Annotated in this window: 1 protein-coding gene (cut by a window edge); it reads right to left on the bottom strand. The window is 68.3% G+C overall.

Annotated features, from left to right (window positions below; translation table 11 throughout):
• On the bottom strand, positions 1 to 18,518 hold the 5' end (the start) of the coding sequence (locus ACLMAJ_RS06260) for a LacI family DNA-binding transcriptional regulator (RefSeq protein ID WP_412012550.1). 121,687 nt of this gene lie to the left of the window's left edge; the window shows 18,518 of its 140,205 coding nt (coding positions 1–18,518); the start codon lies at positions 18,516 to 18,518; its stop codon lies off the left edge, out of view.

Genomic DNA, 18,518 nt, shown 5'->3' with positions numbered 1-18,518 from the left:
GCGAATCTCAGTGTTGCGCTAGCATTTTCGGTTCTGGCCTGACGCAGTGCGGCGGAAACCGCTTCGATCCGGTCGATCCGCTCACCGGCGGCCAGGAACCGCTCCAGTTCTCCCACGGCGCGGGCGTGCTCGCGCAGCGCCCGAAGCTGTTGCAGCTGTTCCTCGGTCGGGGCAGGTTGCTCATCGGGTTCGAGTTGCCGCTCCGCCGCGGCTTCGCGTACCTGCCGCAGCAACTCGCGGAATCCGCCACGCAACTGCGCGTCGGTCGGCATATTCAGCCCCAGCTCCCGCAGCAGTGCCTCGACCGGCGCGGCCAGCCTCGGGCGTGTAGCCCGCAAAGCCGCCAGGTGCTCGGCACCAACCGCAGCGGAAGCCTGGTCACCGTTGTCCGCCTGCCCGGGACCCATTGCGGTGAAGTCCGGATTCCCGGTCTCCGCGATCTGGATTTGCCGATACCACAAGCGCTCGGCGGCCGCGGCGCGGCGGGCGCGGACCAGCTCCGGGCCCACCTCGCCGCGGCGCGTGACCGAAGTCCGTGCATGATCGCGCAGCGCCTCGGCCAGGCCGCTGTCGAGCAACTCGTCGAGTACACGGGCGGTGGCGGCATGCCCGTCGAGTTCTCGGTCCCATTCGAGTTGGTCGCGCAGCTCCAGGAAATCCTTTGCCAGCCGGGCACGTTCGACCACCAACTGCTCGGCGACAGTCTGCGGTTTCCGATCAACCAACTCGGCAGGCAACTGTGCGAATTCCACCAGCCGCGCGCGCGGCAGTCGCATCGGCGGGGGGTCCGCGTCATCCAGCAGAGCATTGAGCAGCATGCCCGCGTTCTCGTAGGCACTGCCAAGCTCTGTGCGCATCCGGTGTTGTGTCGCTCGACTCAGGTGCGTGCCCCGCGCGGTCGCCTCGGCGTCCAACCGTTCCCGGTCACCGGCCAGTTCATCCAGACGCGCGGCCTGCGCGGTCAGTCGTCGGTAGCTCTCGGCGCTGCCGCCGCGGCTGATCTGCTCGGCAGCGGTATGCAGCCGTCGCTGCAATTGCGCGATCTGGCGGGCCTGCAACTGGATTCGGTCGATCCGGTACAGCAACTCGGTGGTCTCGTGCCGCCAGCGGAATTCCTGCTCGGCCGCCGCGAGTTCCGCAGACTTGTCGGTGCGGTCGCGCAGATCCGCCAGCTCCTGAGCGACCAACACCTCATCGGCCAACACCGAGGGCGAGATGGCGAGCAGCTCAGCCAACCGGCCGCGCACGGCGACGAACTGGGTGTCCCAGTCCGCGCGTGCCCGAGAATTCGGCGACAGCACCTCGCGCGGGTCGGCCCATGACGCACCCGGGTCGATTTCTGTGCGATGCGCCTGCAATTGCAGACGAACCATGGCAGCCAAACCCGGTGCTCGGGTTTCGGAGGTGTGCAGCAACCGGGTAAGTTCCGGCCCGAGATCGGCGCCATCATTCGGGGCACGAGGCATCTGAGCCCTACCCATATTCGCGACAGCGAACGCCGTACCCGCCCGCGGTGCCGGCCGCTGGCCGCTGGCGAGCGGGATCGCCGCGGTCCCATCGGCATTGATGACGATGCCGTGCAACCCGACCACACCGGTCAGGCCCTGCCGCCACACCTCGAAGGTGACCGCGGGCCGATTCCCGTCGCGGACCATGACCCGACCGTTCTTCCGGTAGATCGCCACCGCGTGCGCACCGACCACACCTTCGTGCTGGAAGCCGTCGAACGCCACCGCCCCGATCATCACCCCGCCCTCGGGTACTGCGGCGGCCATCGCTTCGAAGTCCGCGAACCCGTCGGTATTCCAGTCCGCGCCCACCAGCATCGCACCGAAATCGCCGCTCACCCCGTTGTGCGGCGCGGTCATCGAGTCCAACATCGCGAGCCGACGACGCAGGTCGGCAACTACCGGATCGGTGTCGGGGTCTACTCGCGGATCCCGGAACCGAGGATCGCGCAACCGAGCCGCCAAAGCGTGCTCCAGCGCGAACCGAGCCGCCACCGGGAAACAGTTGTTGGCAATACCTTCCACGCGATGCGAGGGCATCCACGCCAGGATGGCCTGGTCCGGCTGCTCGGTGACGACCCGGTCGCGGTGCGGTGCCAGCACCTCGTCGCTGTGGGCCAGGGACACCAGATCCGTGACGCGCGGTGAATCCGCGTGGGCAGGGTCCACGTCGTGGTGACCGATCAGACGCACCGCCGAGAGCGGCCGTCCCGATTCCGTGCGGGTGGCCATCACCTGCGCCACCGTCTGCGCCAAGGTCGCGGTTTGTCGACGAGCAGTGTGGGGAGCAGGCCCGACTTCGGCATCAGTCGCGGCGGCCGACCCGATCCACACTACCGCCGCGGCCGGTCGCTCGGACGCGGCGACACTGCCGACAGCAGCGGCGGTGGCCCGCAGCAATGCCTGATCCGGCGAGTCCGAATTCTCGTCCACCGCATGGAAACTGATGGTCTCCGCGGTGTCCGGATCGCCGATCACCACCAGCGTGCCGGTGGTGCCGAGCATCTGCACCGCCGGATGCCCCGGCACCTGCGCTGACCACCGCTCAGCCGCGGTCAGCAGCTCCGCCCGAGAGTTCACCAACGCCAACTGCTGCTGTTGTTCAGGGGAGAGGGTGTCGAGCTTCGAGAGCCGTTCCAGGCTGCGGCGCAACATCAGTCGTGTCGCCTCGTCGCGCGCCTCGCGCGGGAAACCTTCGGTGGTGGCGACCGCTTCGGGCATCGCGTCGATCAGCGCCTGCTGCAGACTGTTCTTGCTCCGCCTACCCGTGCTACCTGTGCCATCCGTGCCGTTCGGGTCGGTCCACTGCCACGCGAGTGCATAGTCGTTCGCCGAGCGCGCCCAACTCCGAATGCTGCGCATCCGATCCGTCGCGCGGTTGTGTTGCTGCTGGGTGTATCCGGGGTCCGCCGGGAGTGTCTGGCGTGGCTGGGCGCGCACCGAATCCACGCCGCCCTGATGCTTCGCGATACGCCGCGTCAAGGCGCGAACCTGGTCGGCGGCCAGGTGATACCGCCGCGCGGCGGCGAGGACGTCATTCAGATTGTTGCGCTCGCGGTCGACGCCGGGCCTGGCAAGCAATCGCTTCACCCGGCCACGAGCTTCGTCGTAACCGTCGCCCGTCAGCTCCATGACGTTGATCGACAGCGTCGTGGCCACATCGGCGGGCACCCTCCCGACCGCATCCCGCAGTGCCGCGAACGCACTCTCGTATTCGGTGACCAACGCCCGGTGCCCGGCTCGCAAACCGAGCGGAATCGGCATCGAGTCGAGCTCGCCGTCCGAGTCGAGCATCCGCAGGTACGAGCCGCGACCACCGGCCGGACCTTCCGGCGCCAGATCCACGATCTGCTGCTCCGCGAGCCGAACACGGTGCGCCGCTGCCTCCTGCCGACCCACAACCCGCATAAGGCCCCGATCATGGCGGAGCGGATCACGCACACCGATCGGGTGCGGCATGGTGACCAAACTGATGGCCTCGTTGTGCACTGGCCCAACTGGAGCCGACATGTCGCGCGTGAGGGATTCGGCCTCGGATGCCAGGGCCGACACCATATCTCGCTGTTCGCGCAGCGTGACCGCCCAGTCCGACAGTGCCGAGAGGTAGTCGCGTTCGGCATCGCTCCACTCGGCCCGGTCGGCCGCCACATCGAGCCACCTGCGCAACCGCGCGACTCGCATGCCCAACTCGCGGAAGTGGCGTGCGGTGATCGCCAACGTAGTCGGCGCATCCAACTGGTCGTGCTGGATAGCCTGTCCGCCCATGCTCTCCAGCTCGTCTTCGAGCCGTTCCGGCAAGGTCAGGTTCGCCAAATCCACACCGGGCAGCCGCGTGGCCAGGCCGCGCAGTTCTGTCCACCACCACTGGTACTCCTGCGCGAGTGCCGCATAGTCATCTCGAAGGTCGACCGGCATGCCAACGGGCATGGCGGGCAGCGCTTTCGGCGGTGGTTCGCTCGGCGCGCACGACATCAGGGTGAGGGTTGTGTTGTCCCGCCCGCCCGTGCGCAGCGCCTGGCCGAGCAAGTACGCGCCTTTCGCGGACAAGTCGCCGCGTTCGTGTGCCAGCAGCTCTGCCAACCAGTTCGCGTCGGGTGCGGTCTCCCACAACTGTCCCGGAGCGATGTTCCACAGCCCGTCGGTGTCCACCACCACGATGTCGGTGTCCGATACGGTGCCGGATCGGATGTAATCCGCCGGCAGTGCGTAACCCCGACCGAGGTAGGGCGGCATCAGCGCATTTATCGGCGCCGCAACCCTGTCGGCTTCGCTCCGCTCCGGGACGTCATCGCGCCAAAGGTGGTCGGTAGTCACCGTTTCCGATACCCCGTGCTCCCGAAGCACCTGCACCCGAGTGTTGCCGACCCAGCCCGCTGTGTACTGCCCCGGCTGCCCCGCACGCCCCGGCTGCACCATGACCGCCGCGATCGTGGTCTTGGGCGGGTTGGGGTCGTTCGCGTACTCGGCCTCGGTCAACTCCAGCACCGCCGCCCGTGCCGCGTCGATCGCCCCGCGCATGGCCTGTTCGGCTGCTTCCTTCGACAACCGCTCCCCGACGCCCAGTCCTCGCGCGACCGTAGCCAGGTATTCGAGGGCCTTTTCCGCGGCCACCCTGGCGGCGCGATGCCCGTCGCAGTTCGACGCACCGTCGGTCACCACGGAGATCCGGATCGGCCCCTCGGAGGTGTCGATCACCACCGAGGCCATCCAGTCCTCGTTGCGTTCCTTGCGCTCGCTCGCACCCAGGTCGCTGATCCCGGCAATCGAACCGAGGTCGACCTCGAAATGATCGACCGCCTCGGTGTCGGCGCTCAGTGAATCAGGCTGCGTAGGAACATCATCCAGCGAGAATCCGACCGCCCATGAGCCGGCCGCGGTCGTGACCGGCCGCAGAACTGGATCGAGAGCCAGCCGCCGCATGGCGGCGCGCACCTGCCTTCCGGCCAGAATGAAGCGCCGCCACTCGGGATCCACCTCGCCCGGCGCGAGCGCTTGCTGCGGCGCGGCCGGCCGTCCGGCACCGGCCGCTGCGGGCCTGAACCCGTCCACCGCGGCCGTCCACTCCGTCACCGCGTCGGCGTACCGGATCAGCGCTTGACGCTGTTGCGGCGAAAGTGGCTTGCGCTGCGGCATGCTCAGCAGGTCGGCGAATACACCGACCTGCTGCTCCAACTTCCGGAAGTGGAGAACCGCGTCGGCCAACGACTGTTGGGCATCCAACTCCGCCGGACCCGGACTACGGCTGTTCGCCGGGTGTCCGCCCGCGGCATCCAGTCCGCGCGCGCGCAGTACCTGCGTGGCTGCCTGCGCCATGTCGTGCCGTGCCTGCTGGTAAGCGCGCAGGGTCTGCAACCCATCCTGCAACTGCTGTTGCCCGACCGGCGGCGGGTCTCCGGGTTCGTTAGGCGTGCACAGCAACGCGACGCCGGTGATGTTGTCCTCTTGACCGTTGTCGAGTTCCAGGTCGACCAGCGCCGCCAGCGCGGCGGCCGGGTCGCCGTTGTGTGCGGCGAAAGCCTCGGCGAACGACGGCGCTTGGCGGTTCTTGCCGCCGATCCCGTCGGAATGGACGAACAAGACCTCGTTTTCGGCGACTTCGCCATCGGTGAGATATCGCGCGTGGTGCTGCGCGCCTTGCACCGGTGGTCCGCCGAGCGCACCGTAACCCTGCGCATTCTGGATGCCGAAGCCGAGCACGTTCATCAATGCGCCACTGCTCTTGGGCGCCTCGCCGACAACCTGCGAGACGTCGTCCTTCAGCTGCGCGTCCGGAGTATCGGAGCCTGCCGCCTTGGCGGCGTCGACCGCGTCGTAGAGCATGCCCATGCCGACAGCCGAATGGTCGAAGGTCACCGTCCGCGACTTACTCGGGTCCGCCGGATCGAGCACGTCGACCCGGCTGTCACCGACCCAACCCGCTGTGTACTTGCCCGGTTTCCCGTCTCGCCCCGAGTCGAGCAGTACCACCGCGATGGTGGCCTGCGGCGGCCGCGTGATGCTTCTCTCGTCGGCGTTCGCTTCGATATCCGCGATGGCCTTGTCGCGGATATCGGCGTACTCGTCGTCGATCAACCGCATGACCGCGGCCTGTGCGGCATCGATGGCATCGGCAACCATGGCCCGGCGCTGCTCATCGGTGATCGGGGCGGCGGGGTCGTGCGCGGCCAATGCGGCGCGCAAGCTCGCGCGGGCCGCCGCGACCGCCGCGGACGAGGCGCGGTGGCCATCCGCCGACACCGACACCCCGTCGGAGACGATCGCGAACCGGATCGGCCTGCCGTCGACGACGAAGACGTCGGCCGCCATCGCGTCCTGATTGCCGGTATAGCTCGGGCCCCGATCACTCACTCCGACAACGGATCCCAGATCCACAGTGTCGCGTGCGAGTTGCGCCCAGGTCGCCTGTAGCGCGTCGATCGCTGCGCTCACCCTGCGGATGAGCGCGCGTCCTTCGTCTTCGCCCGGCTGGTTCAGCACCGCGTCACGCACGGCCCGCACCGCGGTGGACCACTCCGGCAGCGCGGCGGCGTGGCGGCCGGCTGCGGCGAGCCACTCCGGTGCGTGCTGTTTGCGCTCCCCTACCTCGGCGAAGAGCGCTTTCACCTGGGCAGCCATGCCGTCCAGCTCGTGGTAGTGGTTCGCGTGCGCGGCCAAATCCAGCCAGCCGGGCGGCGGGTTGTGCGCGGAGTTGAACGACGGACTGTCCAGCAAACTGTCCGGCGGATCGGTCGGCAGTTGGGGCGACGGGCCGAGCAGGCGGTTGAGTTCGGTCGCGAACTGCTGCGAGTGCAGGGCGATTCGGGAATTATCGTTCACGTTCAGCGCGGCTGCCGCGGCGTCCATAGCGCGGCGCGCGTCGTCCCGTTGTGCTTCCAGGTCGACCAGCGCCTGTCCCAGCACAGCTTGCGTGTGTTCCGGCGTAGATGGAGGACCGATCGGCGGGATAGGTGGACCCCCAAGGCGGGCAGCCGCTCCGAAGTCTGCGGCACCCGGCAGCGCACCGATATTCGCGACCGGGAACGCCGCACCCGCCATCCCCCGAGTCCGACCGTCTTCATCGAGCGCGAATGCCGGTGACCCGTCGGCATTGATGACGATGCCGTGCCACCCGACCACACCGGTCAGACCCTGACGCCACACCTCGAAAGTGACCGCGGGCCCATTCCCGTCGCGGACCATGATCCGACCGTTTTCCCGGTAGATCGCCACCGCGTGCGCACCGACCACACCGCGTTGCTGGAAGCCGTCGAACGCCACCGCCGCGATCATCACCCCGCCCTCGGCGGGCACCGCGGCGGCCATCGCGTCGAAGTCCGCGAACCCCTCCGGATGCCAGTCCGCACCCACCAGCTGCGCGCCGTAAGCACCACTCAACCCGTGCTCCGGCACCCCGATCAGTTCCACCATCGCCAACCGATCGCGCAGATCAGCGATCACTGCGGGGTCGGCGTCAGGATTGCGCTCCAGTGCGGCCAACACTCGCGCCAACCCGGCTTGGGCCGCTTCCGGGAAACAGTTGTTGGCAACACCTTCCAGCCGATGTGACGGCTCCCAGCGCGCCACCGCCGGGTCCGGCGCGTCGATCTCGATGCGGTCGCGATGCGCCGCCAACACCTCGTCGTCCCACGCGTGCAACACCAGGTCCGGATCGGCCTCCGGCATGCCCTCGAAACGCTGCGTCGCCGGGAGGGTGTCGTCGTGCCCGACCAACACCACATCCGGGGCCGAAAGACCGTTATCGGCACGGTCTTTCAACATTCCGGCAACAGCGTCGGCCAGGGTGGGACCATCGCCGGCCATAGCGCGGTCGCTCGGCCCGACCCACACCACCGCGGCGGTCGGTCGCCCGGCGGCCGCGACCCCGTCGATCGCGGCCGCCGTCGCCTGCATCATGGTCGATACCGGATCCTGGCTGTTGCGGTCCACGGCGTGGTAATGGACTTCTTCCGCGGCGTCCAGATCACCGATCACCATCATCGATCCGGTCTGGCCGATCATGTGCACCGCAGGATGCCCCGGTACCTGTGCCGCCCACCGCTCGGCCGCGGTCAGCAGGTCCACCTGGAAGTCGATCACCGCCAACTGGCCCGGATCGGCATCGGTCTGCTGCCGCAACGCTTCCCGGTGACGATGCAACGCCAGCCGCATCGCTTCGTCACGGACCTCATGCGGGATGCCCTCGGTGCGCGCGACCAGTTCGGGCTGTGCCGCGATGATGGCCCGGCGCGTGTCGAGGTCGGTGATATCCCACATATCCCGGGTAGCAGCAGGCGACTGCCCGACCATCACGATGGCCCGCCACCGTCGCAGCGCACGCGTGCGCTGCTCATCGGTCAACTCATCGGTCAACCCCATATCCGGAGCCAGCGTCGGTCGCGGCCGCGCGTCCAGGGTGTCCACACCGTCGCCATGCGCTCGGATGCGTCGCTCCAGGGCCAGGACCCGACCGTCTGCCCGGTGCAAGCGTTGCGTGGTGTGGATCAGCCAGTCGATCCTGCGCGCGTGCGCCTCGCTCTCGGACAGATCGGTCGCGAGCTGTCGCAACGCCTCCTCGTCGTCGGACACCTCGGTCATCAACTGCCGCAGCACGTCCTGGTCACTCGATGCCTCGGCCATCATCTGACGCAACGCATCGAGCGTGTCGCGGTGGTCTTCGCCCAGCAAGTCCTCGACAGTGACCGGCAACGTGCCGATCAAGCCGCGCAAGACATCTCGCGCATTCGACCACTCGGCGACCAGCATCCGATACTCACGCCGCAGCCCGGGCGGGATCTCCAGGCTCCCGTCCCGCGAGCGGGTGTCGTCGAGTTGCCGCGCGGTCCGGCCGAGTTCGTGCCACGCCTCGGTGTAGCGGCGCAGCTCCTGCGATACGTACGGGTTGCTCAGGATCGGGTCGACATCGAGGGCCGGGCGCGGCAGCGCCAGTAGCGGCCACAGCTCCGGGTAACGACGCTCGGTCAATGCCACGGTGACGCCGGACAGCGCCGCCTCCCGCAACTCTCGCAGCGAAACCGACCAATTCGACAGCGCGGTAAGGTAATCCGAGTCGTCCCTGGTCCACCGCAACAGCGGCCGATCGCCGACTTCGTCGAGCCACTGCCGGAACTCGAGCAGCTGGTCATCGAGTGTGTGGAAATGACGCGCCGCGATCTCCAACCGGAATCTCGCGTCCTCGGGAACACCCGCCGCGACCAGACGCATCATCTCGGCGTCCAACTGATCCGGATCCATCAGATCTTCGGGACTCGCTCCCGCCTCGGCGGCCAGTCGCCAGAAATCGGCGCGAGCACGCGCGTATTCGTCGGCCAAGACCCGGTAGTGCCGCCGGAACCCGATCGGAATCCCCGTGGGCGGCGGTGGCAGCAGCCGCGGCGTCGACTCGGGCGAGGCGCCCGACACCAGCGCCAGGGTAATGTGGTCGGCTCCGCCGCCCAGCAAGGCCCGGTCCAGCAACTGGGTGCCCATATCCCGCAGGTCGGTGTTGCGGCCCTCGTCCAGGACGATGTCCATCTCGTCGGGATCCGGGTTGCTGCCCCACAGTCCGTCGGTGCACAGCAACACCACGTCGGTATCCGACAACTCACCGGTAGTGGTGTACTCAGGGGTCAGCGCATCATCCGGTGCCGGTGGACCGCCATCCCTTCCTAGTGCATGCAGGATGTTGCTGGTCTCGGAGTCGCGCAGCATCTCACGCAGTGACGGCCGCTCCTCCGGCGGCAGGTCCGCATTGAAGGCCTGCAAGTACGTCAACATCGTGTGGGCCTTGGACACCACCTCGGACTCGCCGTCGGCCCGCAGCACCTGGACCCGGGTGTCACCGACCCAGCCCGCCGCGTACTGCCCGGGCGCTCCGTCGCGTCCCGGCTTGACCAGTACCGCCGCGATCGTGGTCTTCGGCGCGCGCGGGTCGTCGGCGTACTCGGCGGCGATCAGCTCCAGCACCGCGGTCTGCGCGGCGGCGATCGCCTCCCGCATCGCCCGATCTGCTTGCTCGGCAGTGAAAATCCCCTGCTGCTGGAGCGCGAAAGCAGCCAGGCGGGCGCGGGCAGCGCGAGCGGCGACCCGGGCGGCGCGATGCGCGTCGGTGGTCGATCCCAGCCCGTCGCACACCACCGAGATCCGGATCGGCCCGTCCGCGGTGTGCACCACCACCGCTTCCACCCAGTCCTGGTTGTGCGGCTTCGCCGCGTTCGCACCCTGGTCGCTGACCACGAAGATCGAATCGAGGTCAGCGTCGAAATGGACGATCGGAGCGTCGGCAGCGACCGTGCCTTCGCCGGTCAGGTCAACGGGACCCCACCCGCCACTCAATTCGGCGACCGGGCGCAGCGCGGCATCGCCTGCCAGCCGCTGAGCGGCAGTGTGCACCTGTTGGGTGGCTTCCTCGTAGCGCCGCGTCGTCGCCTCATCCACCTCGGCGTCCGGCTCCACGGCGTCCGGGTCCGCGGCTTGTTGCGCGGCCCGGCGCGCGGCGTTCGCATCCCGCCACTGCGCTACCGCGGCACCGAAGTCCAGCAACCGCTGCTGCTGCCACGCCGAAAGCCCCTCCGGCAGCTCTACTCCCAGCAGATCGATGAACGCGTCGACCCGCCGTTGCGCTTCCTGTAGACGGTCGACCGCCGCCTGGGCCGTCGCCTGCTCCCGCAGTTCATGCAGGCCTGGTCCGTCGTCTCCGGGGCGCTGCGCCACCCCATCCGCATAGTCGGCCTCGTCCAGCTCACGCGCCGCACGCAACGCGCCCGCCGCGTCCGTCATGGCCTGGCGCGCAGCGTGATAGGCGACCAGGTCGTTCAGCCCAGCCCGCAACTGCCGCGCATCGAGGTGCTCCGGCAGTCCCAACGCCGCAAGCAACTGCCCATCCGCACCTATCACCGGCTGATTGCCAACGGCCGCATCGGATCCGTGGGCCCGGGCGGCGGCGCGCGCAGCGACGGCGGCGCGAGCGGCGAACTTCGCCGCCATGTCCGCGACCATCTCGATCTGGCTCTGCAGCAGCGCGATTCGCACGCGACCCGCACCGCCGCCAAGCGGATGCGCCGCCTGGTTCTCCGGGGCAGCCTGCGCCGCGGCCAGCTCACCCTGCGCCCATACCAACCACACCGCATGCGCGTCCGCGCGAACATCATCGGCAAGCCCCGCCGTCAGCAGCACGACGGACGGCAGCAACGCGACACACGCCGCCTGCGCGTCGGCATCCAACCGCGGCATCAACTCGACGAGTCGCTGCCCCCCGGCGCGCACATCCGCCATCAAATCCTCGAACTGCTCCCCCTGACGCGCCAATGCCAGGGTCAGAATCCGCTGAGACTCAACACCTCCGGGCACTTTGGGGCTGCCGTCGATGTTGAGAGTGGGTTCCTGCGCGACATCCCGGTACCATGCCCGACCGTCGAGGTCGACTGTGACCTGCTTGGCGTCGATCCGGTAGCCGGCCTTCATCAACGGCGGCAGCTGTTGCGCCATCCGATCCGGACGGTCCCCGGCCAGTTGCACCACCTTGTCCTGAAGGAGCACCTGCATGCCATCGCCGAGCGACATCGCGTACCCGTCGGTCAGCGTGCCGAGCAATTCCGTCGAGACGGCCTGCGTCATCCGGTCCAGCAGCTCCCCGGCCTGCCGCTGGGCCGCCGGGACGCCCGCCACCTCCTGACCGAACTCCGCCAAATCCGCTGCGAACGCGGCAGATTCGAGCTCCGCCGCCAAGACCTCACCGGAGGGCACTTGTCCCTGGTTCGTCGCCTCCGCGCGGGAGAACCCACACCGCAGCACGACCTGGGTGATCGCGGCCCGCAGACCGGCGATGCCCTCGCCGAGCGCGCCCGGGACGGCCAAATCGCCCTGAAGCCCGCCGAGGAACCCCTCGATCTGGGGGCGCAACCAGGCTTCGTAGGCCGCCGCCATTTGCTGCGCGTTCATCCCGGTCGGATCGATGCCCGCCCGCCTGACGCGCCTCTCGAGGGCCTGCAGCTCGAGCACGTATCGCCGTCGCACGGACTGCAACTTCTGCGCGTCCCTGTGCAAAATCCGTTGCATCCGTGGCGAATTGAGCTCGGTCGCGGGCTGTGGCGCCGCGGCCCAGCCAACCGACAGGGGGGCGAACCGAGGTTCGGGCTCCGCCGCGGACGTCGCTGGGGCCTCGGCGTCCGGCTGGCTGTCGGGACTCTCGTCGGGCGAGTTCTTATCATCGGAATCGGGATCGGCCACTGGCGCAACACCCGCCGCAACCGGCGGCGCAGCACCCACCACAGCAGGCGCGGCACCCGCCACACCCGCGACACCCTGCGCAGCACCCGCCACAGCTGGCGCGGCACCCGCCACACCCGACGCAGCACCCGCGACACCCTGCGCAGCACCCGCCATAGCAGGCGCGGCACCCGCCACACCCGACGCAGCACCTGCGACAGCTGGCGCATCACCCGAGACAGCGGGCTCAGCACCCGTGATCACCGGCGAGGCAGCCGCCGCCTGCGACGCAGCACTTGCCGACGTACCAGCACCAGCCGCAGACTCATCCACAGCACCCGGTACAGCTGGCGCATCACCCGCGATATCCGGCGAAGCAGCCGCCGCCTGCGACGCAGCACTTGCCGACGTACCAGCACCGGCCGCAGACTCATCCGCAGACGGCTGCGCGCCGGACGTGACGGGCTGCCCCTGCGGCTGAGCCCCGTTGGGCGCGGCCTGTGCGCCCGACGCCCGCTGACTCCCGTTCTGACCCAAAGGCTGTGTGGCGGAACCATTCTCCGACGCTCCAGCGCGCCCGCCTACATCCGGCTGGACCGGAGCCTGCGCCGGAGCTCGACCGATGCCCCGCGGGTCCGCGAGAAATTCTTCGACGCCAAAGTCAGTGCCAAGGCCCAACAGGGTTGTGCTCCCGGCGGCCGCGCCGACCGTCTGCATGCGGACCTCCGCCGCGCTTTGCAGTTCCGGGATCGCCGCCTGGATCTGTCGTTCGAAAGCAGCCATCTCGAGCGGGTCGTCGGCGGTCTTCCAACGCTCGATGATGACGGCCATCTGGTGGTCGACGGGAACGTTGGTGAAGAGATCGGAGCCACGCAGCGAGTGGAAGCTGACGCTACCGGGTTGGCCGCTGCGGGCGGCACGGTACATCGCCTGAATGTCGACGGCGGCGATCTCCGAGTGCTCGGTGACGATCACATGCATGCCACCCCGCACCAGCGATGCGGTCGTGGGCGAGATATCGACACCACGCGCGCCCTGCATGTTGATGACGAGAATCTTGCCCTCGGCTCCCGCCTCGGCATAGATCTTCGCCAGCTGCCCTTCAGAGGATCCCGGACTCTGCTTCTCCCAAGCATAAATCTGTTCCGAATTGACCTGGACAATCTCGACATTCTGACGACCGAGCATGCTCGCAAGGCCTCTGACGAGATTGTTGTCGTGGGCCAGGACGGCAATCGGCTGCCCACCCTTGTTCACGGTTTGGATTTCGGCGCAGATCGCCTGCTTTCGCTCTGCCTCGGTGTCCGAGAACGTCGCCTGCCGTCGCAGATCCGCGGCGTCCTTGATCGTGAGCGCCTGGCCGTTGATGTCCTTGAGAACCAGCTTGGATGGGGTGAAGCGGTCGACGATCGTGGTCTTGCCCATGCCGAGTTTTTGCAACGGCTCGGCGACGAAGTGGGCGGTGCCGGACGCACCGGTGACCAGGTCGTAGTTCTCCGGGGTGAAGGTCTCCGCGAAGCTCAGGCTGATCGAATGGTCCGAGTCGTTGCGGATCTCCAGGTGATGTCGCGCTTCCAGCGCCTGCGCGAGACCGTTGTTCCACCGGCTCTCATTCGTGACCCCCTTATCCATCATATTCCGGTGGGCGACCTGATCGATGATGATGATGTCGCCCTTGCGAGGCGCCCGCTGGCTGCTTTCGTCCAGCGTCACCCGGTGGCCGTTTTCGTCCAGCGTCACCCAGTTTCCGTTTTCGTCCCGCGTTACCCGGTAGCCGTCCCGCGTCACCCGGTGGCCGTTTTTGTCCCGCGCCACCCAGTTGCCTTTTTCGTCCTGCGTCACCCGGTAGCCGGTTTCCTCCAGCGTGAACCGGTCCGCGCCGATAATGTAGTGCTTACCCCGCACCAGCTCCCAGCGGGCGGCGGCGGCGTTGTTCAGCCGGTGCAGCTCCTCGGCGGTCATCTTCCGCTCGGCGACCCCCTCGATCTTCGCGAGCGCCGCCTCGATCTTCGCCTGACCCGCCTCGGTCAACCGCGCCGGACCGTTCCGCTGAAAATGCGTGCGGCCGAAGTCCTCGTGGGTCAATAGCCCCTTGAGGGGATGCTCCTTCTTGCCAAAAACATTGTTGAGGAAATCCTCCGCGGCCCTGACCTCCGCTTGGATGCGCGGCGGGGCCAGCTCGTAAACGCCTTCGGAAATAATGTAATTCGTGTCGGCATAGTGGGCTGCCTCATCGATCTCATCGATCACGGCGCGGCGGCCCGGCACCGGATGGCCGCGCAGCCTGCTCACAATGACATCGCCGACCGAGCCGATGTAGATGGTCGGCTCGCCTTCTACCGGCTCCGGCATCACCTCGTCCGGATTGATGCGATGCACCTTGTACCCATGCCGACCGTAGGTCTCCAGCAACTCCTGGAACTCGCGGTCGACGAGATTGTCCCTGGTGAGGTACTGCACCGAGCCCTTATCCGCGGCGATCCTGGCCACATAAGCGTGGTACATCATCGACTTGCCCTCGCCGGCGTCCTGGTTCACCGGGCCATGGGACATCGCCTCCCCCGCCGCGAACTGCGTCCAGCGCAACGACTTTCCGTCGGGGATCTTCTCCGATACGGTGCCCCGGCGCTGAATCTCCGCCGCCGCCATCCGCTGCTCGACCTCGGTGCCGTTGCGCAACATGTGGGTCAACACCTCGGCGGACGCGGTCCTGATGCCGAACATGTCCGGCGCGCACCGATCCAACAGCACTTCGAAATGCTTCACCAGCGCGCGGCCCGCCGCCTCGGAAGTGGTCTTGCGGTCGACCGCGGACGCCCGCGCCTCCTTCACCAACTCGGCCGCGGTGAGCTCCGATGCGATCACCCGCTCCTTCGCGAGATCCCGCAGGAACTCCGACCTGATCCCCCCGATCTCCCGCACCAACGCCGCGCGCTCGTTCGCGACATCCCGCGCCAGCGCATCCTGAACCTGTGCGATCTCCTCCCGCGCCTGCTCCCGAGTCACCGCGAGATCTGCCCCCCGCGCCTGCTCCGACAACCGCACCAAACGCTCCCGCGCCGCCGCCCGCAACTCCGCAACCCGCTGCCGCGACTCGGCCCGCAACTCCTCAATATGCCGCCGCGACACGGGCGACAACTCCTCGAGCCGTCGCAGCGGCGTCTCCGCCACCCGCTCGCGCTCGATCGCCTTCAACGCCGCCACCCGCTCGCGCTCGATCGCGTCGATCGCGGCAATCCGCTCGGCCGCAATTGCCTTCGCCGTCGCCTCACGCTCGGCCGCGATGTTCTCGGCCAGCCTGTCGCGTTCCGTGGCGATCGCGGTCTCCGTCCGCTCGCGCACCTCCGCGACCTTCGCCCGCAACTCCGCACGCAGCTCCGCAACCTTCGCCGCGGTCTCCCGAACCGTCGCCCTGGCCTCCGCCGTGGCCTCCCGAACCGTCGTCCGTGCCTCCGCGACTGCCGTCCTGGCGTCCCGAACCGTCCTCCGGGCCTCCGACACTTCCACCAGATCCGCGTCGCGAAGCTGCTGCGTGGCGGCCTCGAGCTCCTGCCTCGATGCCCTGAGCCGCTGCTCCGCAGCCTCGAGCCGACTCTGGGCGGTGGTCTCCTTCGCGCGCTCCTGCGTGATTTCGTGCTGTGCAGCGCTTTCGAGGCGAAGCCGAGCCTGGTGCTCTGCGGCCTGGGCCTGCGCTATCCGGTCCTGTGTCTGCTCCCGCCGCTCCTGCTGCCGCTGCTCCGACGCGGTGCGCAGTTCGGTGGTCCGCTCACCGACCCGCGCACGCACTTGGTCCCGATACTCGGTCCCGAGCTCGATGCGCTCTTGCCTGGCCGCGTGATACGCCTCGACGTTGACCGTATGGAAGTCGTTGACCTCGACCCCGATCCGAAACCCACCCTGCGGATCGGGCACGACGACGAGATCGACCTTGATGTGGTGGTCCAGCAGGCCCTCGGTGCCAACCGTGATGAACCCGTGCGCGTCCGCCATGTCCGCCTTGACACCGAACGGAGAGCACACCTCGTCGATAGCCCGTGTCTCCGCCGTCTTCCGCCGGGCATCCGACTCGACGACCACCGCCTCGTAGGCTTTGAATTCGGTGTTCATCTCATCGAGCATCTTGCGCGCCTGATGCGACTGCGCCTCGGTCCCGACACGGTCCAACCGAGCGCGTTCCGCTTCCAGCCAGTCCTTGAACCGCTCCGCCACCGGACGCTCCGGCGCACCCGCCGGCTCGGGCGCAAGCACGTCCAACCGCGCACGCAGGGCAGCCTCGGCCTGCATCCTCTCGCGGAGGGCCTGCGTGAACGCGCGGATCCGGCGCCGCAGTCCCCGCGAAGGCTCGTGGTTGCCCGGTTGGGAATCCGAATGCGACTGTGGTGCAGCAGCTTCCGGCTTCGCACCCGCCTCCGGCGCGGCAGTTCCGTCCGGCACGCCCGCCTCCGCGGCGGCAGCCTCCCGCTCCGCTGCAGTCTTCGGAGCATCGGCTTCCGGCTTCGCGCCAGCTTCCGGCTTCGCACCCGTTTCCGGCGCAGCAGCTGATCCCGTCTTCGGGGCACCAGCTTCCGGCTTCGCACCCGTCTCCGGCGCAGCAGCCGTTCCCGTCTTCGGGGCACCAGCTTCCGGCTTCGCACCCGTCTCCGGCGCAGCAGCTGATCCCCGCCCTGCATCAGTCTTCGGGGCACCGGCTTCCGCCTTCACGCCCGTATCCGGCGCGGCACTTGATCCCCGCTCTGCGCCCTTGGGAGCGGCTTCCGCCTTCGCCCCGGCGTCCAAGCTGCCCGTTCCCCGCTCCGACGCGGCGGCTCCCGCTCCGGCCTTCGGCTCGGGGCCCGCACCGTTACTCGCGCCGCGACCGGTGGCCCGGTCCGGGCCCGCACCGTTACTCGCGCCGCGACCGGTGGCCTGGTCCGGGCCCGCACCGTTGCTTGCGCCGCGACCAGCGGCCTGATCCGGACCGGCTACCGTGCCCGCCCGCGCGGTCGACCGCGCACCCGTCGTGGCATCGGCGGCTGGTCCACTGCGCGTCCCCTCGGCCCCGGTGCCCGCGGCGTGCTGACTCGACGGCGCTGCCACGGATCCGTCCGACAGAACCGTCGAGCCGAGGAACTGTCGGGGCGCGGCAGTTGTGCCTGTCGATACCGTTGCGGCCCCGGACTCCGCGGCGACGACACCATTGCCTGGCGACTCGACCGAGTGGGTATACGCCTGGTAGTTCAGGGTTTTCATCGTCGCCACATCGTGCGCGGCCGCGACCTTCTCGGCGAAGTCGTGGGTCGGCAAGCCCTCGGAAACGGCGAGGTTGGCTTTGATCTCGTTGCGGAGCTGGGCTAGTTCCGTCTTTCCCGCCATATCCAGCGGGACCGAGCCGGTGCTGGCGTGCCGACTGGCTGCCAAACCGCCGCGGGCACCACCCGCCGCACCCAAAGCGCCCATATAGCCGAGCGAAACCATATCCCACTGGCCGTGCAGCGCCCCGATAGCCACCGCGGTCGTCACGCCCGTCAGGAACCCGGCCGTCATAGGCGCCATGCGCCCCAAACCAATTCGGGTGGCCCCACGAGCGAAGGCCGGGCCCGCCATATGCCCCGCCACGCCGCCGACACCCCAAGCCAACGCCGCATCACCGATCTTGGCCAGATCGAGGTCCTGACCGGAGGCCAGTTGGGCCCCGGCGGTGAACCCCGCGCCGATGCCCGCCAGCTTCAGCCCGGACCCGATCCCGGTGAACGCGAGGTGCACGACATTCTCGAAACCCTGCAGACCCATCCGGCTGAGCCCTTGCAGCAGCAGCCGTTCACCCACCATCCGGGCAGCGGCCATCCCGAGCCGTTCCATCATCCTCTTGCGGGCGACCGCGAAGGTGTACCGCCCGATCGCGATGATCAACGCTTCCTGCGCCGCCACAAACCACGCCGCCGTTCCGGCAGACGCGGCGAGTTCGGCCGCGAGCTTCTCGAATTCCAGCACCCCCCACGCGGCGAAGATGCTTTCGGTAATGCGGTCGCCGACGATGCTCGCGTTGCTCTTGGAGGTGAACTCGGGCACCGCCTCCATCGCGCTGATGAGGTGGTCGATCGAATACTTGCCGTCGGTGAGCTGTTTCAGCGAGTCGGCAGCTGCTTGGCCACCGTGACCCTCATACCACTTCTCGGTCTGCTCGATAACCCGATTGAACTCAGGGAGAAGTTCGGTCAGCTCACTAGCAGCAGTTGCATACCGGTCGCCGAGATCGCTGACACCGTCGAGATCCCATGTCCACGGATCTCTGCTCGGCGCAACACCGCCGAAAATATCTATGAATACCCTGAGGGCATCCGGAATCAC

The sequence above is a fragment of the Nocardia arseniciresistens genome (genome assembly GCF_046764875.1).
GTDB lineage: Bacteria > Actinomycetota > Actinomycetes > Mycobacteriales > Mycobacteriaceae > Nocardia > Nocardia arseniciresistens.
The sequence above is the reverse complement of the archived record's forward strand: the minus strand, read 5'-3'. Positions and strand labels throughout refer to the sequence as shown.